This is a genomic window from Paenibacillus methanolicus (genome assembly GCF_008124765.1).
Taxonomy (GTDB): Bacteria; Bacillota; Bacilli; order Paenibacillales; family Paenibacillaceae; genus Paenibacillus_Z; species Paenibacillus_Z methanolicus.
Map to the genome: position 1 here is coordinate 343,866 of NZ_VNHS01000004.1, position 20,781 is coordinate 364,646.

At 62.9% G+C, this 20,781-nt stretch carries 21 protein-coding genes; 20 read left to right on the forward strand and 1 reads right to left on the reverse strand.

Features of this window, described 5'->3' with window-relative positions; all coding sequences use genetic code 11:
* The first annotated feature begins 180 nt into the window (after positions 1 to 180).
* From BCM02_RS13035 to BCM02_RS13105, 15 genes are all read left to right on the forward strand, one after another.
* Positions 181 to 1,071 carry a DUF72 domain-containing protein gene (locus tag BCM02_RS13035; protein ID WP_148929528.1) on the forward strand — a complete coding sequence of 297 codons (891 nt, stop codon included), beginning with the start codon at positions 181 to 183 and terminating at the stop codon, positions 1,069 to 1,071.
* Between the two features lie 190 nt (positions 1,072 to 1,261).
* A complete protein-coding gene (locus BCM02_RS13040; protein ID WP_148929529.1) occupies positions 1,262 to 1,681 on the forward strand; it encodes an RrF2 family transcriptional regulator in 420 nt (139 codons plus the stop codon).
* Positions 1,682 to 1,787: 106 nt separating this feature from the next.
* Positions 1,788 to 2,099 carry a thioredoxin gene (gene trxA / locus BCM02_RS13045; RefSeq protein WP_148929530.1) on the forward strand — a complete coding sequence of 104 codons (312 nt, stop codon included), beginning with the start codon at positions 1,788 to 1,790 and terminating at the stop codon, positions 2,097 to 2,099.
* A gap of 191 nt (positions 2,100 to 2,290) precedes the next feature.
* A complete protein-coding gene (locus BCM02_RS13050; RefSeq protein ID WP_148929531.1) occupies positions 2,291 to 3,124 on the forward strand; it encodes an alkaline phosphatase family protein in 834 nt (277 codons plus the stop codon).
* A gap of 90 nt (positions 3,125 to 3,214) precedes the next feature.
* The gene (locus BCM02_RS13055; protein ID WP_187434189.1) at positions 3,215 to 4,987 is read left to right on the forward strand and encodes an ethanolamine ammonia-lyase reactivating factor EutA; all 1,773 of its coding nucleotides are present in this window, start codon (positions 3,215 to 3,217) and stop codon (positions 4,985 to 4,987) included.
* Complete coding sequence (eutB, locus tag BCM02_RS13060; RefSeq protein WP_148929533.1) at positions 4,984 to 6,351, forward strand: ethanolamine ammonia-lyase subunit EutB; 1,368 nt, start codon at positions 4,984 to 4,986, stop codon at positions 6,349 to 6,351. Before BCM02_RS13055 ends, eutB begins: the two co-directional genes overlap by 4 nt.
* A gap of 16 nt (positions 6,352 to 6,367) precedes the next feature.
* Complete coding sequence (gene eutC, locus BCM02_RS13065) at positions 6,368 to 7,084, forward strand: ethanolamine ammonia-lyase subunit EutC (protein ID WP_148929534.1); 717 nt, start codon at positions 6,368 to 6,370, stop codon at positions 7,082 to 7,084.
* A 382-nt stretch (positions 7,085 to 7,466) separates the two neighbouring features.
* Complete coding sequence (locus tag BCM02_RS13070; protein WP_148929535.1) at positions 7,467 to 8,138, forward strand: response regulator transcription factor; 672 nt, start codon at positions 7,467 to 7,469, stop codon at positions 8,136 to 8,138.
* A complete protein-coding gene (locus BCM02_RS13075; protein WP_148929536.1) occupies positions 8,135 to 9,541 on the forward strand; it encodes a sensor histidine kinase in 1,407 nt (468 codons plus the stop codon). The genes BCM02_RS13070 and BCM02_RS13075 overlap by 4 nt, the downstream gene beginning before the upstream one ends.
* A 59-nt stretch (positions 9,542 to 9,600) precedes the next feature.
* Positions 9,601 to 10,515: an ABC transporter ATP-binding protein gene (locus BCM02_RS13080; RefSeq protein ID WP_148929537.1), complete on the forward strand. Its 915-nt coding sequence runs from the start codon at positions 9,601 to 9,603 to the stop codon at positions 10,513 to 10,515.
* Positions 10,515 to 11,231: an ABC transporter permease gene (locus BCM02_RS13085; RefSeq protein WP_148929538.1), complete on the forward strand. Its 717-nt coding sequence runs from the start codon at positions 10,515 to 10,517 to the stop codon at positions 11,229 to 11,231. Before BCM02_RS13080 ends, BCM02_RS13085 begins: the two co-directional genes overlap by 1 nt.
* Before the next feature lies 1 nt (position 11,232).
* The gene (locus tag BCM02_RS13090) at positions 11,233 to 11,964 is read left to right on the forward strand and encodes an ABC transporter permease (RefSeq protein WP_148929539.1); all 732 of its coding nucleotides are present in this window, start codon (positions 11,233 to 11,235) and stop codon (positions 11,962 to 11,964) included.
* 229 nt (positions 11,965 to 12,193) lie between these two features.
* Entirely contained in the window at positions 12,194 to 13,171 is a 978-nt protein-coding gene (locus BCM02_RS13095) for a helix-turn-helix transcriptional regulator (RefSeq protein WP_148929540.1), read from the forward strand.
* 192 nt (positions 13,172 to 13,363) lie between these two features.
* Positions 13,364 to 13,864, forward strand: a complete 501-nt coding sequence (locus tag BCM02_RS13100; RefSeq protein WP_148929541.1) for a DinB family protein — start codon at positions 13,364 to 13,366, stop codon at positions 13,862 to 13,864.
* Positions 13,865 to 14,213: 349 nt separating this feature from the next.
* Entirely contained in the window at positions 14,214 to 15,455 is a 1,242-nt protein-coding gene (locus BCM02_RS13105) for a molybdopterin-dependent oxidoreductase (protein ID WP_148929542.1), read from the forward strand.
* 105 nt (positions 15,456 to 15,560) lie between these two features.
* Here BCM02_RS13105 and BCM02_RS35260 read toward each other — a convergent pair whose 3' ends face one another.
* The gene (locus BCM02_RS35260) at positions 15,561 to 15,707 is read right to left on the reverse strand and encodes a hypothetical protein (protein WP_187434190.1); all 147 of its coding nucleotides are present in this window, start codon (positions 15,705 to 15,707) and stop codon (positions 15,561 to 15,563) included.
* A 157-nt stretch (positions 15,708 to 15,864) separates the two neighbouring features.
* Here BCM02_RS35260 and ychF point away from each other — a divergent pair, with 157 nt between their 5' ends.
* The 5 genes from ychF to BCM02_RS13135 all read left to right on the forward strand — a co-directional run bounded on the left by ychF (position 15,865) and on the right by BCM02_RS13135 (position 20,761).
* On the forward strand, positions 15,865 to 16,965 hold the full coding sequence (ychF, locus tag BCM02_RS13110) for a redox-regulated ATPase YchF (protein ID WP_148929543.1): 1,101 nt from the start codon (positions 15,865 to 15,867) through the stop codon (positions 16,963 to 16,965).
* A 163-nt stretch (positions 16,966 to 17,128) separates the two neighbouring features.
* Positions 17,129 to 18,202, forward strand: a complete 1,074-nt coding sequence (gene prfA / locus BCM02_RS13115; protein ID WP_148929544.1) for a peptide chain release factor 1 — start codon at positions 17,129 to 17,131, stop codon at positions 18,200 to 18,202.
* A 219-nt stretch (positions 18,203 to 18,421) separates the two neighbouring features.
* The gene (locus tag BCM02_RS35970; RefSeq protein ID WP_246183356.1) at positions 18,422 to 19,516 is read left to right on the forward strand and encodes a N5-glutamine methyltransferase family protein; all 1,095 of its coding nucleotides are present in this window, start codon (positions 18,422 to 18,424) and stop codon (positions 19,514 to 19,516) included.
* Between the two features lie 247 nt (positions 19,517 to 19,763).
* Positions 19,764 to 20,243, forward strand: a complete 480-nt coding sequence (locus tag BCM02_RS13130; protein ID WP_148929545.1) for a hypothetical protein — start codon at positions 19,764 to 19,766, stop codon at positions 20,241 to 20,243.
* Positions 20,240 to 20,761, forward strand: coding sequence for a hypothetical protein (locus BCM02_RS13135; protein ID WP_148929546.1), 522 nt, complete (start codon positions 20,240 to 20,242; stop codon positions 20,759 to 20,761). The genes BCM02_RS13130 and BCM02_RS13135 overlap by 4 nt, the downstream gene beginning before the upstream one ends.
* Positions 20,762 to 20,781: the final 20 nt, after the last annotated feature.

Genomic DNA, 20,781 nt, shown 5'->3' on the forward strand with positions numbered 1-20,781 from the left:
CTTTGCGGCTCGGGCGGCGCGTCAGCGGATTCCCGCACGTTGCGCTTTCATAGGAGGGACGAGCCTTTGTCCTCCATGCTAAGGCAGCGGGAAGACGCGCGCAAGATCAGAATGCGGCGAAACGGGTACATTGTTCATAGAGGCGGGTGTTGCCCGCGAGATCGGGGTGGTGATCCGCGCATGATACGAATCGGGCTATGCGGATGGGGGGACCATCCGACGTTATATAAAGAAGCGAAAGAGAAGAACAAGCTGGCGGCCTATGCGAACTGGTTCCCGGCGGTGGAAGTCGACAGCTCCTTCTATGCGGTGCAAGCGCCCAAGCTGGCGGAGAAGTGGGCGTCGGAGACGCCGGCCGACTTTCGTTTCGTCGTCAAAGCGTACCAGGGGATGACCGGCCATTCGCGCGGCGGCGCGCATAAGCCGTTCGAGAGCGAGGATGCGATGTACAAGGCGTTCCACGAATCGATCGAGCCGATTCGGGCGGCGGGGAAGCTGGACGCGGTGCTTTTTCAATATCCGCCGTGGTTTACGTGTACCCGGTTCAACGTGGAGGAGCTGCGAACGGCCAAGCGGAGAATGGCGGACATCCCGTGCGCGCTGGAGTTTCGCAACCAAAGCTGGTATGCGCCGGGAACGCGGGAGCGGACCATCGAATTCACGAAGCGGGAAGGGTGGATCCACACCGTATGCGACGAACCGCAGGCCGGGGAAGGCTCCGTGCCGATCGTGGAGGCGGTGACCGACGAGGGGATGGCGCTCATCCGGCTGCACGGCCGCAACGTCTCCGGCTGGAACAGCGCCGGGCAGCCGAATTGGCGGGACGTTCGGTATCTATACCGGTACGGCGAAGAAGAGCTGACGGAGTGGGGGGAGCGTATCGATCGGCTTGCGCGGGAAGCGAGCCGGGTCGTCGTGCTGTTCAACAACAATTCCGGCGGGGATGCGGCGGACAACGGACTTGAGCTGATGCGCATGCTGGGAATGACGCCGCCGCGCGGCAGTTTCGAGCGTCCCGCCGCTCCCGAACCGGAGCCTGTCGAACAGATGGATCTGTTTGATTTGACTTGATCGTGGTAAGGTATGGTAGGCATGTCTATCGCTCCGGCGGAATGTTACATCCGCAATCCTCGGATTGCGAACGCAAACCAATCCGCTATGTATAGGCCAATCGAGCTTTCCGTACAATAAGGAAGACCCGCGTTGACAAACTCAACTGTAACTGATATTATTACAGTATAAAGCGGGGTGGCCGTAGCAGATGAACAGCGAATTTACGATAGCCGTGCACAGTCTTGTTTATTTGGCTTATTTGCCGGAGCGGATGGCGCCGAGCGAAGTGATCGCCGAGAACGTCTCGACGAACCCGGCGCGCGTTCGCAAGGTCATGAGCCATTTGCGCAAAGGCGGATACGTCGATACGCGCGAAGGCGCCGGCGGCGGATACCGGCTGACGCTTGATCCCGCTGTTGTTTCGCTGGCCGATATTTACCGGCTGATGGCCCAAGGATCGGTCATTCCGAGCTGGTGCTCGGGCGATCCGGATTCCGATTGCGTCGTCGGTTCCAATATGCGTTCGGTCATGAACGGCATATTTTGCACGGCGGAGAAGCAGCTCGAGAGTTATTTCGGCGGCATTACGGTCGCGGACGTGCTTGGGCGGATCAAAGTGTGCAAGTAGGTTCGATTTTGGCAGGGCGGGTTCCTTCGTCTTGACCCGTTGTTCGGCGCGGTGAAGGTTCCCTGTGATACAAGTACCCTATATTCGTTGGAGAGGATGATTGACAATGGCAGTAGCATTGACAAAAGATACGTTTAACCAAAGCATCGAGAGCGGCGTAACGCTCGTGGATTTCTGGGCGCCATGGTGCGGTCCTTGCAAAATGCAGCTCCCGATCGTAGAAGAGCTGTCCACCGAGCTGTCCGGCACGGCGACGATCGCGAAGATCAACGTCGACGAAGAGCCTGAGCTCGCTTCCCAATTCGGCGTCATGAGCATCCCGACGCTGATCCTGTTCAAAGACGGCCAACCGGTTGACAAAATGGTCGGTCTGCAATCGAAAGATTCTCTGAAAAACAAAATCCAAGGCCAGCTGTAAGCCGGTCTTGATCGCAAGACGGACGGCAGACGTTCGTCTTGCTCCGAAACCCGATGGTGCGTAAGTGCCGTCGGGTTTTTGCGTTGGCGGCGCTTAAAACTCATTGACCATGTTGTTTGATTGCGTTATATTCTACTAAAACCACATAAACAGTCATTATTCAAAGAAAATGGTCAATGGAGGCAGGGCGAATGGGAAGAACGATCGTGCTGGTGCTGGATGGGCTGCGATACGATGTCATGCGGTCATCAATGGGGTATTTGAATCATTTGATAGAGAAGGGGCAGGCGGCGGCATACAAGGTGAAATCCGAGCTGCCCAGCCTGTCGCGGCCGCTCTACGAGGTGCTGCTGACCGGCACGCCCGCGCACGTGAACGGGATCGTCTCGAACGCCGTCGCGCGCCTATCGAATCAGGAGAGCTTGTTCCATCTTGCGCGCAAGCACGGCCTGACGACGGCGGCGGCCGCTTATCACTGGGTCAGCGAGCTGTATCAGAAAGCGCCTTTCGAGTACGCCGACCGCATCCAGCTGAATACGGACCGGCCGATTCAGCACGGCATGTTTTATTTCGACGACCGGTATCCGGACTCGCATCTCGTCGCGGACGCGGAATTTCTGCGCACGTCGTTCGATCCGGATTTCCTGTATATCCACACGATGAACGTCGACGATGCCGGGCATAAATTCACGTCGGATTCGGCTGAGTATCGCGGGGAGGCGCTGCGTCTGGACGGGACGCTGGCGATGGTGCTGCCGGCTTGGATCGCCGCGGGCTACAACATCGTCATCACGGCCGACCACGGCATGAACGAGGACGGACATCACGGCGGAACCGGCGAGGCGGAACGCGATGTGGGCTTAATCGGAATTGGCGAGGCATTCGTCCCGGGCGAGTATACCGATCAATACGTGCCGCAGCTGGCGGTCGCGCCGCTGATCTGCCGGTTGCTCGATATTCAGCCGTCGCAAGCCATGACGACCGATTCGTTCCCGGGTTTGCGGGTGGAAGCGGCAGCGAAATAGCCGGCATTGAGTGGGCGGACTGGATGAATTATTTCCCGGAAAATGATGAGTCGTGTCGAGCGCATGTTCACGGCGGAAGCGAGGACGGGAATGGCGGATTTCAAGGAGCGTGAAGAACAAGCGGGGGGCGCGGATCGAGATGAATGGATCACCAGCGTGGGCGTGGATCTGGGCACGAGCACGACGAAGCTCATCTTTAGCCGGTTGCGCGTCGCCAAAGTATCGGATGCAGCTTCTTTGCCGGCCTATCGAATTGCGGAGCGAGTGATCGATTATGCGAGCGCCATGCACCGAACGCCGCTCGAAGGCGAGGATCGGCTGGATCTTGGGCGAATCGCGGCGCTCCTGGCGGAAGAATACCGACGCGCGGGACGGGGGCTGTCTGACGTCCAGACCGGCGCCGTCATTATTACCGGCGAGACGGCGAACAAAGCCAACGCCGCCGAGGCGCTGCATGAGCTTGCGGGTCGCGCGGGCGACTTCGTCGTGGCGACGGCCGGCGCGGATTTGGAAGCGATGCTGGCGGGGAAAGGGTCCGGCGCCGAAGCGTATTCGGCTCGAACCGGGCAAACCGTCCTCAACGTCGACGTTGGCGGCGGGACGGCGAACGCGGCGTTCTTCCGGAGCGGCGAGCTCGTCGCCACGGTCACGCTTCGCGTCGGCGGGCGGTTGATCGAACTGGACGCGAGCGGCGAAGCGATCAACGTGGCGGCCGCCATCCGCCCCTGGCTGCGGGCGAGCGGATTCGACGTTGCGCGCGGCCAGCGGTGCGCGCTTGGCGAATACGAAGCGGTCGCGGCGTCGATGGCGGACGCCCTGCTCGGCTATTTGACGGGACGAACCGCTAGCGGCTGCGTCAGTACGCTGCTCGTGGGCGAGGCCCCGCCTCTGCTGCCGCCGTTCGATGCGCTGATGCTGTCGGGCGGGGTGGCGGCGCTCGCGGAGCGGGCGAAGCCGGCGTCGATCGCGGAGGCGGCCGCGTACGGCGACATCGGTCTTCTGCTCGCCGATGCGCTCGTTCGCGCCGCCGACCGCATGAACTTGCGCCGCGTTGCGGCCGCGCATACGTCCCGGGCGACGGTGATCGGCGCCGGGACGCGGACGGTCGAGATCAGCGGGGCGACGGTGCACGTCGCGCCGGGCGTGCTGCCGATCCGCAACCTGCCGGTCGTCCGCGTCGCGCTGCCGGATTACCCGGCAGCGGAAGCGATGCGGGTAGAAGCCGAGATCGCGGGAGCGACGGAGGTCGCCATGCGCAGGTACGGCGAAGCGGCCGCGCATGGGGCAGGCGGTTCGACGGAGGGATCGGGCGGCGAGGAGCGTGGCAAGACGATCGGCGAAGGACCGGACGTAGAAGAGCGCGGAAGGACGGTCGGCGAGGGTCTGGATGAGGAGGAGCTCGGCGGGGCCGTAGTCGAAGATTCGGGGCAAGGTCGACCCGACATCCCGGTAGCAGGCGAAGGGGCGAACGCGCAAGCGACGGCGTCAGGCGACGACAACCAAGGCTCGCATGCGCCAGACCATCGCGCCCCGTGTTTCGCCCTATTGTTGGCGAGCGGCAGTTTGTTGTCCTATGCCGATTTACAGATTGTCGCAGATGGGATCGCGTCGGCTAGCCGTATCTATCTTCCCGATGCGGTGCCCGTGATCGTTGTGTGCGAGCGGGATATGGCCAAGGCGCTCGGGCAATCGCTGTCGCTTCGGTTCGGCTCCGAGCGGAAGGTTGTCTGCCTCGACGGCATCTCGGCGGGCGACGGGGATTATATCGATCTCGGCGAGCCGCTGTCCGGACGCGCGATCGTGCCGGTTATCGTCAAGACGCTTGCTTTTGCGGCCGGCCACAGTGAGGAGGAGACGCTTTGAAGCTGAAGACGACGGTCCGGGGGCGGACGTACGCGTTCGCGGACACGAAGGAATTGCTGGCGAAGGCCAACGAAGAGAAGTCCGGCGATCAGCTGGCGGGCATCGCCGCGGCGGATGCCGCCGAACGGGCGGCCGCCAAGCTGGTGCTGGCGGATATGCCGCTCTCCGCGCTGCGCGAGCAGCCGGTGCTGCCGCCGGTGCTGCCGCCGGAGCTGGACGAAGTGTCGGCCGTCATCGATAGCGGCGTGGACGCAACGATTTACGCCGAGATCAAGCATCTGACCGTCGGCGCGATGCGGGAGCGGCTGCTCGCCGAGAGCGGGGGCGAGCTGCTGCGGCTGGGTCGCGGCATGACGAGCGAGATGATCGCGGCGTGCGCCAAGCTGATGAGCAACCTCGATCTGCTGCGCGCGGCGCGGGCGATCGAAGTCGTCGCGCGTTGCAACACGACGATCGGGCAGCGCGGCGTGCTCAGCGGGCGCGCCCAGCCCAATCACCCGGCCGACGACCTGCGCGGCATCGAGGCATCGCTATTCGAAGCGCTCGCTTACGGGATCGGCGACGCGGTGATCGGCATCAATCCGGTTATCGATACGCCGGAGAGCGTGCGGGCGATATTGCAGATGACCCGGGAAACGATGGACCGCTTGGCGGTGCCGACGCAGAACTGCGTGCTCGCGCATGTGACGACGCAGATGCGGGCGATCGAGCTCGGCGCGCCGATGGATCTCATCTTCCAGAGCCTCGCGGGCACGCAGGCCGGCAATGCGGCGTTCGGCATCGATAAGGCGTTGCTCGACGAAGCGGACGCGATGATTCGCGAACGCGGAGCGGCGGCAGGCCCGAACCGCTGGTATTTCGAGACGGGGCAAGGCTCGGAGCTATCCGCCGAAGCGCATCACGGCATCGATCAGTTGACGCTTGAAGCGCGCTGTTACGGGCTGGCCCGCCATTACAAGCCATTCATGGTCAACACGGTGGTCGGCTTCATCGGACCGGAATATTTGTACGACGGCAAGCAGGTGACGCGTGCGGGGCTGGAAGACCATTTTATGGGGAAGCTGCACGGCCTGCCGATGGGCGTCGACGTCTGTTATACGAACCATATGAAGGCGGATCAGAACGATATGGACAATTTGGCGGTGCTGCTCGGTTCGGCGGGCGTCAATTTCCTGATCGGCGTGCCGCTCAGCGACGACTGCATGCTGAATTACCAGTCGACGAGCTATCACGACATCGCGACGGTGCGGGAGCTGCTGGGGCTGCGACCGGCGCCGGAGTTCGAACGATGGCTGGAAGCGAGGGGCCTAATGGAGAACGGCGCGCTGACCGGTGCCGCCGGAGACCCGACCATTTTTCGTTGAAAGGGGACGTGCGGCCATGACTTGGCAACCGAAATCCGCCGAGCTGCTGCGCCGGCTGCAGCGTTCGACGCCGGCGCGGATCGGCGTAGGCCGCGCGGGCAGCCGGCCCACGACGGCGGAGCTGCTCAAGCTGAGGCTTGATCACGCGGCGGCCGTGGACGCGGTGTATAGCGAAGTGCCGGATGAGCTGTTGGCGGATATGGGCTGGTTCGCGGTCGATACGTCAAGCGGCGACAAGGAGACTTACCTGAAGCGGCCGGATCTCGGGCGTAAGCTTACGGCAGAGGCTGAAGCTGTGCTACGCAGCCGCTGCGCGATGCGGCCGCAGGTGCAGATCGTCGTCTCCGGCGGCTTGAGCGCGCAGGCGATCGAAGCGAATATTCGCGATATTTACCCGGCTTTGCTCGATTCGCTGCGCGTGCTCGGCCTGACGTGGGGCACGACTTTCTACGTGCGCAACGGACGGGTGGCGTGCATGGACGCGATCGGCGAGCTGCTGTGGCCGGAGGTCATGGTGCTGCTGATCGGCGAACGGCCCGGCTTGGCGTCGGCGGATTCGATGAGCGCGTATATGGGCTACAACCCCAGGCTGGGCGCCTTGGAGTCCGATCGCAACGTCATTTCCAACATCCACAAGCGGGGCACGCCGCCCGTCGAAGCCGGCGCGCATATCGGCACCGTGCTGCAGGCGATGCTGGACCAGCGGACGAGCGGCACGAAGCTGCGGATTTAATCGGCGGAGGAGAGCCGCGTCACCACGGGTGATGCGGCTTTTTGGCGTGCTCAGGCGTGGCGCTGCGCTGCACGTTTATTTGAAGGCGGTGGGCGAGTGATAATGTTTTGCAGAGCGCTAACGGATGCTTGGGGCGTCGGCGGGCGAGCGATAGTGACGTGTAGAGCGTTAACGGGTGCAGGACGCGGCGAAGCCAGGGCGTGGGGAGAGGGCGAACGTCGAGACTTCATGCGTTTCACCCCGCAGCCTCCGCCATTTTTAAACGAAATTTAACTTCCCATCTGTCTGGCGATTTTCTATGATGAGGGCACGATAAGGCTGACCCGGCGGGCCGGGACTTCCTTCTACTTCCTACTCTTACGAAAAGCTGGTGATCCGCAACATGCGAAGCGTGCTTTATATAGAAGACGATCCTGAAATCGGACGATGGACAAAAGGGGATTTGGAGTCGCGCGGCTATCAGGTGGCGTGGCTCACCTCGGGCGAAGGCGCGGCGGAGCGGGTGCGCGAGGCGGATATCGTCGTGCTCGACGTCATGCTGCCGGGCCTGGACGGCTTCACGGTGGGGCAGCGGCTGAAGCGTGAAGCGCCGGACGTGCCGATTCTGATGCTGTCCGCGCGCAGCTCGGTCGACGATAAGCTGCAGGGGCTGCAGTTCGCCGACGATTATTTGACCAAGCCGTTCCATCCGGACGAGCTGGCCGCCCGGCTCGAAGTGCTCTTGCGCCGCTTCGGGCGGGACGAGGAACGGGACATCCGCATCGGCCACCTCGCGATCGATCCCGCGCAACCGTCGGTGGTCGATACCCGCAGCGGGGAGGAAATCGCGCTGACCGCCAAACAGCTTCAAATCCTGTTGTACTTCCTCAAGCACCCGAACCAGATTGTCACGAAGGAGCAGATTTACGAGGCGGTCTGGGGCGAACCGTACATCGAAGGTGACAAAACAGTGATGGTTCACATCCGCTACCTGCGGGAGAAAATCGAGCTCGATCCCGGGGCGCCGACGATTCTAGAGACGATCCGCGGCTTGGGCTACCGGGTGAAGCGATGAAGGTCTTTCGCTTCTTCAAGCTCAAAGATTCGCTGCTCTCCAAGTACGTGCTCATCATCCTGTGCGCGATGGTGCTCCTGCCCATGATCCTGCCGATCGTCTCGCTGCTGACCTACATGCCGCTCCAGTGGCGGGAGTCGCTCGGCGTGACGGACGACCGCTACCGGGACGCCGCGACGCTGGAGAAAATGTGGCACCAGGAGGCGGCGAAGCTCGAAGACGCAAGCGAGCCAACCATCGCCGCCAGCTTGCGCGCGATTCAGACGCGTTACCCCAAAGCGGCGGTGTTCCGCGTCGACGCGCAGGGGCGGACCGGGTTTCAGCTTCCCGAGGATCCGAAGCGGCCGGCGGTCTGGACGACCGCCTACACGGTCGCGTTCATGAAGGAACGCTTCTACGGCGACCCGTTCACGATCATCGCGTTCGTCGGGGACGATCAGGCGCAAGGCTTCATCGGCTTCGAGCTGCCGCGAAGCGCAATGAACCCGAGCGGAGCCGCGTCGCGGTATGGGTCGGCTTGGCTCGGCATTTCGGTCGTGCTCGGCGGCTCCATGCTCATTCTGGCGGTGTTCCTCTTTATCTCGCTGCTCTTCTTCTACCGCATCCGCAGACGGCTCGTGCGGCTGCAAGCGGCCATGACGGATCCGTCCGCGGAGGGCGGCATTCCCGCGCAGGTCGCCGTGCTGAATCGGGACGAGATCGGCCGGCTGGAGCAGGCGTTCAACGACATGGTCGTGAAGCTGGCGGCAAGCCGCGCCCGCGAGGCGGAGGAGGACGCGCTGCGGCGCGAGCTCATCGCGAAGCTGTCGCATGACCTCCGCACGCCGCTGACGGCCATTCGCGGACACGCGTACAGCTTGCGGGGCGAACGCTTAAGCGAACGCGGCGCGGAGTCCGTCGCGTTGATCGAGAGCAAGACCGGTTACCTCGGCCAGCTGATCGAGAACCTGTTCTCGTATTCCCTGCTGTCGGCGGGCAAATATCCATACCGTCCGGAGCGGGTCGATATCGCGCGGCTGGCGCGCACCTTCTTCATCGGCTGGTACCCGGTATTCGAACAGGCGGGCTTCGAGATCGACCTGGAGCTGCCGGAAGAAGCCGTCAATTGGGAGATTGACCCGCAGTGGCTCGGGCGCGTGCTCGATAATTACTGCCAGAATGCGCTGCGCCATGCCGGGAGCGGGCGTTACGTCCGGTTCGCGCTGCATCCGGATGCCGGGGGCCGCATCGTCATCGAGGATCGCGGGCCGGGGATGAGCGGCAGCTCGCCGGAGCGAGGGGCGGGTCTCGGGCTGTCCATCGCCGCGCTGATGCTGAAGGAGATGGGGCTGCGCGGCGAGGTGCGCACCGGCGAGACCGGCACGCGCATCGCGATCGCGCCCCATTTTTTAAACGAAGCTTAAACGGAGCGGGCATGTTCTTTTAACCTGGCTTCGCTATGCTAGGTAGCGAGGTGAAGAACATGAACGAATGGATATTGCAAACGAACGGGCTGACCAAGAAGCTGGGCGGCAAAGCCGTCGTGAACGACGTCAGCCTACGCATCCGGCAGGGCGATATTTACGGCTTCCTGGGGCCGAACGGCGCGGGCAAGACGACGACGATCCGCATGCTGCTCGGCTTGGCCAAGCCGACGCAAGGAAGCGTGCATATATTCGGCAAGGAACTGAAGCGGGAACGGATGGCCATCCTGCGCAAGGTCGGCTCGCTGGTGGAATACCCTTCTTATTACGGACATATGACCGCTTACGATAACTTGGAGGCGCTCCGCCGCATCCTGGACGTGCCGCGGCAGCGGATCGACGAGGTGCTCGCGATCGTCCGGCTGACGAAGGAAGCGCGGCGGGCGGTGAAAGGCTACTCGCTCGGCATGAAGCAGCGGCTGGGGATCGCGTCCGCGCTGCTCGGACAGCCGGATCTGCTCATTCTGGACGAGCCGACGAACGGCCTGGACCCGGCGGGCATTCTCGAGATACGCGAGCTGATCAAAAGCATGCCGCAGGCGCACGGCGTCACCATTCTCGTCTCCAGCCACCTGCTGTCCGAGATCGACCAGATGGCGAGCCGCGTCGGCATTATCGCGAAGGGGCGGATGATCTTTCAGGACGAGATCGGCGCGCTTCGCCAGCGGTCGCAGGCTCGCATTCGCTTCAGCGTCAGCGAGCCGGAGGCCGCTTGGAAGCTGCTGCTGGCCAGCGGTTATCACGCCGACTGGGACCGCAGCCGGCTGAGCGCCGAAGGCGGCGACGACCGCGCGGTGGCGGCGATGGTGGCGAAGCTCGTGGAGCATGACTTCGCGGTGTACCGGGTGGAAGAGGAGAACGCGTCGCTCGAGCGCATCTTCCTGGAGATGACCGGCGGGGAGGGGAGCCTCTGATGCTCGCGCGCATCCTCTCCGCGGAGTTCCTGAAGATTCGCGGCAAAATGCTCTGGTTCCTCGCGGTGCTCGGCCCGCTCGGCGTGGCGGGGCTGCAGGGGCTGAACTACGGCCTTCGCTACGACTATCTCATGAATCTGTACCAAGACGATCCGTGGGGCGGGCTGATTCGCGACGTGAGCGCCCTCACGCTGCCGACGCTGTTCATCGGGCTGGCGATTCTGGCCTCGATGGCGGCGGGCATCGAGCATCAGACGAACGCATGGAAGCAGACGCTCGCGCTGCCGGTGCCGAAGACCGCCGTGTTCGCGGCGAAGGCGCTGTTGAACGTCCTGCTGTTGTTCGTCTCGAGCACGCTGCTCGCCGTTATGACCATCGCGCTCGGGGCGACGCTCGGGTTCGATCTGGGCGATATTCCGTACGGGGACCTGCTGCAAACGTTGTATTACCCGTTCTTCGCCGCCCTGCCCTTCATGGTGCTGCAGGTGTGGCTTAGCGTGACGCTGGCGAACCAGGCGGTGCCGCTGACGGTCGGCATCATCGGGATGATCGTGGCGATGTTCGGCTCGCGCTTCGACGATTGGGTGCCCTACAAATGGCCGCACCTGCTCAACGGTGCCGGCGAGCCGCTCTACTCCGTCCTAGCCGGCGCGGCGCTCGGCGTCGTGCTATTGCTCGCCGGGATGGCGCAATTCGCCCGAAAGGACGTGAGTTAGCATGCTGCGATTGGTACGATCGGAATGGATGAAGCTCAGACGGACGGTCATCTGGATCGTGGCGGCGGCGAGTCCGCTGCTCGCCGGCGTCGTCGGCTATGCCGGCACGAGAGGGACGGATGGCGAAGGGGCGGAGTGGATGTCGGCGCTTGCCTTGATGGCCGCGCTGCACGCGATGCTGTTCCTGCCGCTGCTCACCGGCGTGTTCGCGGCGCTGCTGTGCCGCTTCGAGCACGCGGGCGGGGGCTGGAAACAGCTGTTGGCGCTGCCGGTGTCGCGCACGCAGCTGTTCGCGGTCAAGTATATGTACGTCATGTTCTTGTTGCTGCTGACGCAGCTGCTCTTCCTGGCGGCGCTGCTCGGCGTCGGCGCCGCGCTCGGCTTCCAGGGGCCGGTGCCGTGGCTCGCGATTCTTCGCTCGGTCGGCGGCGGCTGGGTGGCGTGCCTGCCGCTCGCCGCGCTGCAGCTCGGCGTCTCGACGGCGCTGCCGAGTTTCGCCGCGCCGCTGGCGGTCAACGTCGTGCTGACGATGCCGAATTTGCTCGTCATGAATTCCTCGACGTACGGACCTTACTATCCGTGGGCGCAGCCGCTGCTGGCGATGATCCCGATGGAGGGTCACGGCATGGCGGCGATCAATTTGTCGGCGACGACGCTGTTCGGCGTGATCTTGGGCAGCTTCGTCGTGTTCCTGACGGCAGGCTGGGCGTATTTCATGCGCAAGCCGGTTTGAGGCCGGGAACGAAGCGTCCGAAGGACTGCCTAAGGGAGTGCCGGAATACGGCCTAGGCATGCCTTTCTAACAAGCTCGGTCAAGCACGATTGCGGCCTCGTGCCGCAATCGTGCTTTTTTGCGTCCGGGCTACTGGCAAACTTCGATCTTCCGTTTCGTCAAGTCTTGCCCTTCGCGCCCGGCTTTGGTAAGGTCAGGGCAGATAAGTAACGCGAAGGAGGAAGCGGGCATGAAGCTGGACCGTCTGCTGGCCATCACGATGCTGCTGCTGAACCGCCGCAGAGTGAGCGCCAAGGAGCTGTCGGATCGGTTCGAGGTGTCGCTGCGCACGGTCTACCGGGACTTGGAGACGATCAATCAGGCCGGGATCCCGGTCGTCTCGTATGCGGGGGCGTCGGGCGGCTACGAAATCATGGACCAGTACCGGCTCGATCGCCAGTTCCTGTCGATGGAGGAGCTGCAGTCGATCATCATCGCGCTTCGGGGCATCCGCTCCTCGATGGCGGAGCAGGATATCCCGGCGCTGCTGGACAAGGTCGGAGCGCTCGTGGCCAAGTCGGAGCGCGGGTCCGCCGGTCTGATGAGCGAGCAGGTCGTCATCGATATGAACCCGTGGCAGGGCGGCGCCGCGGTGAAGGAGCTGCTCGCGCGGCTGAAAGACGCGATTCGGGAGACGCGGGTCATCCGATTCGTCTACACGAGCGGGCGCGGCGAAGAATCGGAGCGCGTCTGCGAACCGCTCGGCGTCGTGCTGAAAGGGTACTCGTGGTATTTGTACGGCTACTGCCGGCTGCGGCAGGACTATCGCATCTTCCGGCTGAGCCGGATCGAACGGCTGGCGGCGCTCGAGCAGCGCTTCGAACGCCGCGACTCGGTCCCGGCGGAGATTACGTACGACCGGATCGGAACGGGCGGCGAGGCCGAGGCGCATGTCAACCTGCTGCTTCGCTACCAGCCGAGAGCCAAGGCGACAGTGATGGATTATTACGAGCCTGGCCAAATCACGGTCGAGCCCGAAGGCACGCTGCTCGTCGCCGCGACGCAGCCGGAAGAGCCTTGGCTGTACGGCATGCTGCTGGCGTGCGGGACGGACGTGCAGGTGCTGGAGCCGGAACATGTGGCTCGCGAACTCGCGGCCCGGGCTCGGGCGATCGTGTCGCTGTACGAGCGGGAGTCCAAGCTGGCGGTGCCGCAGGCGGACGCGTGAGACCGGCGGCGGGAACCGATCGGAGCGAACAGGGATGCAGCCGAGGGGCCTGGCTGGCGCGCGGAATATCAAAATTCGCGTGGACGAGTTCGAAACGCTGCCATACTGTTGTCAGTTGAAGTTGGGTATGCTGTTGACGTGCAGGCGGGATGGCCGTCGCAACTACGGACAATAGCAAGGAGGAATTTCCTTATGTTTACATCGATCACAGCCTTCGAGGCCGGCTGGATTCACGAATCGAAAGCGACGCAGCGGGTCATGGACGCGCTGACCGACGCGTCGCTGAGCCAGGCGGTCGCGCCGCAGCACCGTACGCTCGGCCAATTGGCCTGGCATATCGCGTCGACGCCTCACGAGATGCTCACCCGCACGGGACTGGAATTCCCGGCGTCCTGTCACGAGGAGAAGGCGCCGGCATCGGCGAAGGCGATCGCCGATGCCTATCGCGAGACGAGCGCGGCGCTGCTGGCCGCGATCAAAGAACAATGGAACGACGCGAAGCTGCAGGAGACGGTCGACATGTACGGCGATCAGTGGCAGAACGGCTTGACGCTCCACATCGTCATCATGCACGAGGTGCACCACCGCGGCCAAATGACGGTGCTGATGCGGCAGGCGGGCCTGCGCGTGCCCGATCTGTACGGCCCGACGCGCGAGGACTGGATCGAGTGGGGCCAGGAGCCGCAGTTGTAGCCGCGAGGCGACGATGGCGCAGAATCGAGGAGGCCGGGCGGCGAGCCCGGCTTTTTGGCGTTCTTGACGGAACATCCTGGGCGGCGCGGCGTGTTCGGATAGCGAATATTAGTGCCGGCACGTTCGAGACGCTCGCCATATCGGGATTCTCGGCATCGTATTAGGCTCCGGGCGACTAGCCATTCGCAGCCACCCTCGACGTACGAAGACCGCGTCGCTCCCTCTTCCGTCGCTCCTAGGACCGGACAATTTTTATGCGATCACCTCGGTTTGGCGATCCGATTCGCTTCTGTCCGCGTCTATTTATATATAATAGAGGTAATGGCGGTTAGAGGAGGCGGAGGCTAAAGTGGGGAATTGGCTCGCGGAGATTCGGAAAGGGTACGGGCGCAAGCTTGCGCGGCTGCATGCCTGGAACGGCTGGCTCGTCGTGCTGCTTGCGCTGAGCGGATTGGTGCTGTTCGGCGGCTTCTGGCGCGGCGTGCTGGGCGAAGGGCGCGTGTGGGTGCGATGGCTCCACATCGGGGCGGGCATCGCGTCGCTCGCGCCGGTGCTTTACTACCTGCTGCTGGCGGGCAAGCACTGGAAACAGCTGCGAGGCAAATTCGCCCAGAAGGCGAACGTCGTCATCGTGCTGGCGCTGCTGCTCGGATGGCTGATTTCGGGTTTAGCGCTATGGCAATTCCGCCTCGTCGGTCCGTTCTGGTCGAACGCGGCGCTCGCGACGCACGATTTGCTAACGTGGGTCGGATTGCCGTACATCATCTATCATTCGATCACGCGCACGAAGTGGTTGAAGGAACCGCATCGTCGTACGGTCCGAATAGACGGCGGCGGTCCGGCGAACGCGGGATTGCATCCCGCCGCGGGGCCGCAGTCGATCATGACGCGGCGGGCGTTCATTCGGACGGCGATCGGCGCCGGTCTCGCGGTGACGCTCGGTCCTTCGTTCCTCCGCTGGGCGGGCGGCATCCTCGGCTCGGGCGCCGCCAATACGGAGGAGCTGATCCGCAAGGACGCGAACCGGCTGACGCCGGCGCCGCAGCCGCTCCCCGATTCGATCACGCCGATCGGAGGCGGAAGCAAGGGCAGCTTCCGGGTCTACACGGTGACGCCGATCCCTTCCTTCGATAACGCGACCTGGCGGCTTGCGATCGACGGGTTGGTCGAGAAGCCGCTCGCCTGGAATTGGGAGCAGTTCGTTGCGCTGAAGCGGACGGTGCAGGTGAGCGATTTTCACTGCGTGACGGGGTGGTCGGTCTATGCCAATACGTGGGAGGGCATACCGCTGAAGGAATTGCTCCGCATGGCTGGCGTCCGAGCCTCCGCCCGCACAGTCAAGCTGTACTCCGGCGACGGCGTGTATACGGATTCGCTCACGCTCGAGCAGGCCGCGATGGACGACGTCATGGTGGCGGTGCTGCACGACGGCAAGCCGATTTCGAGCGATCTCGGCGGACCGGTGCGGCTGATCGTGCCGAAAATGTACGCGTACAAATCGGTCAAGTGGCTGAACCGCATCGAGCTGATCGACACGGACCATACCGGCTACTGGGAAGAGCGGGGCTACGCGAAGGATGCCTGGGTGTAAGGGCTCGGAGTTGCGGGAAACATAATGCGAAAAACCTCCACGCCTCGTACGCATACGGGAGTGGAGGTTTTTGGCCTGAATGGCGGCTGCCTGAAGCGGCGGTCGTTATTTATCGGTTTTGTTCTTCGTCGTCTGGAAGTTCGTCACGGACTTGGCATCTTCGATCGTGTCGTTCACGAACGCCATGTCCTGGTTCTTGGCGGTCATGTTCGTCGTGCCTTTGTAGTTGCCCGCATGCGTCTTATTCTCCATGCTCTCACCTCCCGTAATCTTGGCCGCGTTAGTATGCCCGGCGCGTCTTCCCGACATACGGACGGCGCTTGCCCGGAGCCCGCTTGCCTTTCCATCGCTGTCCGCTTCGGGTATAATGTCCAAAGAACTGTATTTCGTGAGCTGAGGTGTCTATATAATGGGTTTGAAAGCAGGTATCGTCGGATTGCCGAACGTCGGCAAATCCACGTTGTTTAACGCAATTACGCAGGCGGGCGCGGAGTCCGCGAACTATCCGTTCTGCACGATCGATCCGAACGTCGGCGTCGTCGAGGTGCCGGATCCGCGGCTGGACAAACTGACCGAGATGGTCGTGCCGAACCGCACCGTGCCGACGGCGTTCGAATTTATCGATATCGCCGGCATCGTGAAAGGCGCGAGCAAAGGCGAAGGCTTGGGCAACAAATTCCTTGCTCACATCCGCGAAGTCGACGCGATCGTGCAAGTCGTACGCTGCTTCCAAGACGAGAACATTACCCACGTGTCGGGCAAAGTCGACCCGATCTCGGATATCGAGACGATTAACCTCGAGCTGATTCTCGCCGACGTGGAGTCGGTGGAGAAGCGTATCGAGCGCAGCCGCAAGAACTTGAAGGGCGGCGACAAGAAATACGCGCAAGAGGTCGAAGTGCTCGAGCGGATTAAAGAAGCGCTGTACAACGACCAGCCGGCGCGCAGCGTAGAGCTGACCGACGACGAGAAGCAGCTCGTGCGCGAGCTGCACCTCCTGACGATGAAGCCGATCCTGTACGCGGCGAACGTGAGCGAGAGCGAGGCGGCGAATGCCGACGACAACCCGTACGTGAAGCTCGTACGCGAATACGCGGCAACCGAAGGCGCGGAAGTCGTGCCGATCAGCGCCAAAGTCGAGTCGGAGATCGCGGAGCTCGAAGGCGAAGACAAAGCGATGTTCCTCGAGGAGCTCGGCCTGGAAGAGTCCGGTCTGAACCGCCTCATCCGCGCGGCTTACAAGCTGCTCGGCCTGTACACGTACTTCACGGCCGGCGTGCAGGAAGTGCGCGCATGGACGATCCGTCAAGGCATGAAGGCGCCGCAGGCGGCGGGCGTTATCCACACCGATTTCGAGCGCGGCTTCATCCGTGCCGAAGTCGTGGCGTACGATGATCTCGTGGCGGCCGGTTCCATGAACGCGGCGAAGGAGAAAGGCCAGCTGCGCCTCGAAGGCAAGGAGTATGTCGTGCAGGACGGCGACGTCATGCACTTCCGTTTCAACGTGTAGCGCGAACGCCTCGAAAGGAAGGACCCGGGAAGCCGGGTCCTTTCGGCGTGTGTGCGGACGGGCGCGATCGCCCAGAATTCGCACATTTATGGCGCGGGCTGCGTTATGTTATACTATATAGATACGACACTAACGAAATTATACGATTCAGGGGTGAATGCACGTGTTAGACCGTTTGCAAGCAGTCGCCGACCGGTACGAGAAATTAAGCGAGCTGTTGTGCGATCCCAATATAGCGAGCGATCCGAAACGTCTGCGCGATTTCTCGAAGGAGCAGTCCGATCTGCAGGCTTCGTACGAGGCGTACACGGAATACAAGCAGGTTCTCGAGCAGTTGACCGACGCCAAAGCGATGCAGGGCGAGAAGCTGGACGACGAGATGCGCGAGATGGTGAAGATGGAGATCGACGAGCTGTCCGAGCGCAAAGACGAGCTCGAGGAGCATATCCGCGTGCTGATGCTGCCGAAGGATCCGAACGACGACAAGAACGTCATCGTCGAGATCCGCGGAGCGGCGGGCGGCGACGAAGCGGCATTGTTCGCTTACGAGCTGTACCGGATGTATTCCAAATATGCGGATACGCAAGGCTGGCGCGTCGAGCTGATGGAGTTCAGCGAGAGCGACCTGGGCGGCTTTAAGGAAGTTATCTTCATGGTGGCCGGCAAGGGCGCGTACAGCAAGCTCAAATTCGAAAGCGGCGCGCACCGCGTGCAGCGGATTCCGGTGACGGAATCGGGCGGCCGTATCCATACTTCGACTTCTACGGTTGCGGTTATGCCGGAAGTGGAGGAAGTGGAAATCGAAATCCTCGATAAGGACATTCGGATCGACACGTTCTGCTCGAGCGGCGCCGGCGGCCAGTCCGTCAACACGACGAAGTCCGCGGTTCGCGTGCTTCACGTGCCGACGGGCATCATGGCGACGTGCCAGGACGGCAAATCGCAGAACGAGAATAAGGCGAAGGCGCTGCAAGTGCTGCGCGCGCGTATCTCTGATATCCGCCGCCAAGAGGAAGAGGCGAAATACGCGGGCGAGCGCAAGAGCAAAGTCGGCACGGGCGACCGCAGCGAGCGGATCCGCACGTACAACTTCCCGCAGAGCCGCGTTACCGATCACCGCATCGGGCTGACGCTCCACAAGCTCGACTCGGTCATGAACGGCGACTTGGACGAAGTCATCAACGCGCTGACGCTGACTGCGCAGACGGAGTTGCTGGAGAAAGAAAACCTCGCGTAATCGTTCAACGGAAAGCTGCCGTCCCGCAAGGGCGGCAGCTTTTGTTATGCGTGGCGCGGACGGAGGGAAGGGCGAGGCCGGGCCAAGCGCCTTTGGAGTCCTCATCCCTTTATAGCGGCGGGCGCGTGCAGGAGCGATCGTCGGATCGCCGTCCTTTGCCCGATGGATCGCGGACAGGTGGTCAAAGATAGCCGAAAGGCGGAAGGATGTGAGGTGGACATGACGTCTACGGGGATGACGGGTTATGGCGGAGGAAGCGCCCCGAATGAAACGATCGGCGCGCGGATCGTACAGGCCGTGCGGCTGCTGGCGGAGCAGGGCATCGGTGAGCCGCGCGAGAACGCTGAGCGGCTCATGATGCATCTGCTCGGCGCGGACCGCGCCCGGCTGTTGATGGATTGGGGCGAGCCGCTGCCGCCGGAGCGCGCCGAAGCTTGGCAGGCGCTGGTGGCGCGCAAGGCGGAGGGCGAACCGCTGCAGTATATCGTCGGCGAGCAATGGTTCTACGGCTTGCCGTACGCGGTGACGCCGGCGGTGCTCATTCCGCGCCCGGAGACGGAGCTGCTCGTCGAGGCGGTGCTGGAGGCCGTCGATCGGCTCTGGCCGGGAGCGGCGGGGGTTGATGCCGGGACCGGCCAGGCATCTGATGGGCAAGCCGCGCCGATGCTGTTGGGCTCGGAAGGCGCGGTCCCGTCTGGCGCGGACGCCGCGGCGGAGTCTGCGCCAGACGGGGCCGGTTCGCCGGCGGTGCCGACGGTGCTGGACGTCGGCACCGGCAGCGGCGCGATCGCCGTGACGCTGGCGGCGCTGCGCCCGGCGTGGCGGGTGGTCGCGTCCGACCTGTCGCCGGACGCGCTCGGCGTCGCCCGCGCGAACGCGGCGCGCCACGGCGCGGCGGCGCGCCTGCGCTTCGCGCAGGGCGACCTGCTCGCGCCGTTCCTGGCGCGGCGCGAGGGAGAGGCGGTCGCGGACGGCGGCGACGGGCTCGCCGGCCTGCGGATCGACGTCCTCGTCTCGAACCCGCCGTACATTCCGGCGCGGGATATCGAGGACCTCCAGACGGAAGTGCGCGATTACGAGCCGCGCCTGGCGCTCGATGGCGGCGAGGACGGATTGAATCCGTACCGCGCGATCGTGGAGCAGCTGCCCAAGCTGGCCGCGCTGCCGCGTATCGTCGCCTTCGAGCTCGGGATGGGGCAGGCGGAGGCGGTCGCGGATCTGCTTCGCGGCCTTGGCGCCTGGTCCGAGATTCGCATTATTCGGGATTACGGCGGCATCGACCGGCACGTCATGGCCATCGCCCCTTATCTATAGGTTAGCTGTTCGCCGAACCCCCGCGTCTTTGCGAAGACGCGGGGGTTTTTATATGCGCCCGGGCATTCCCGCAGGCTGCGATGCAGCGATTTCGTGGTTTCGTTCGTGCGCGACCGCCCACGCTAGTGGCTTCCTCGACGGCGTCGGCTGTTCGGTCGCAAGCGATGCGCTTCGCGTTTTCCGACTTGTATACAATCGCGCATTTATGGCAAATATCCAACTATAGAAAGAATGGTCGGAGGCGCTAATGGAAATTACGGTTATTACGGGCATATCCATGCTTTGTCTCCTCACCCTGCCGGTCATCGTGCAGCGCGTGCATCCGTTCGAGGCGTTCCTGGTGTGGGGCTGGGTTCTATTCATGCATAGCAACTATATGTGGCTGATCGGCATGAACGGTGAACTCTTCGCGCTGCCGAAGCTGATGCGGGCGGTCGTCGCCCACGCGCTGGCGGTGCAAATTATTTTTCCGGCCATCGCTCTGCACTGTATCCGCTACGGAACCGATGCCTCTAGCGGCCGTGCCAACCATCCGCTCCTGTTAGCCGTGGCGGCGGTGGCTCTGCTGGCCGGATTCGAGCAGCTTGAGGTGCTGCTCGGCGTTGTTGACTTGAAGGCGAAGTGGCATTGGGGCTATTCGCTAGGGTATTGGTGCGTCTTCGCGCTGTCCGCCTATGGGGTTTGGCGGGTGTCGCGAAGGCTGGCACGGAAGGAAGTCGAGGCATGAAGCTGTATTGGCCGGCGCAATTTGACGCGAATGAATGGTTTCTGCTGCTCTCTCTACTGGCGGTCGGCGGTTTCTCGCTATGGCTTCCGCGCCGGTTTCCGTTGATCATTACGGCTTTGTTGTACGCGATGGGGCCCGTCATGGCGATGAATGCCGACTTTCTGCTCGGCGTGCCGCCGATCGACGTCTACAACATTAACGATTCGGGCCGCTACGAGGTGTTCGATCTGTTGTTCTATCTCGTCTATGCGCCGTTCTCGTATGTGTTCGTGTATTTCTATAACCGATGGCGCGTTCGGGGGCTGGTCGTCAGCCTGTACGTGCTCGGATTCTCCGCATTGGGCGTCGGCTACGAGCAGATCGCGAATTGGTGCCACGTCTTTCAGTATAAGAACTGGAATCTGGGCTATTCCTTCGCGATTTACGTATTCGTTCAAACGTTGTATTTGGCTCTCGCCTGGGGAATTCGGCAAATTTACGAGCACACGAAGCGCGAGGATGCGCCCGAGTGGCCATGATCACCAACGAAAAACCTCCG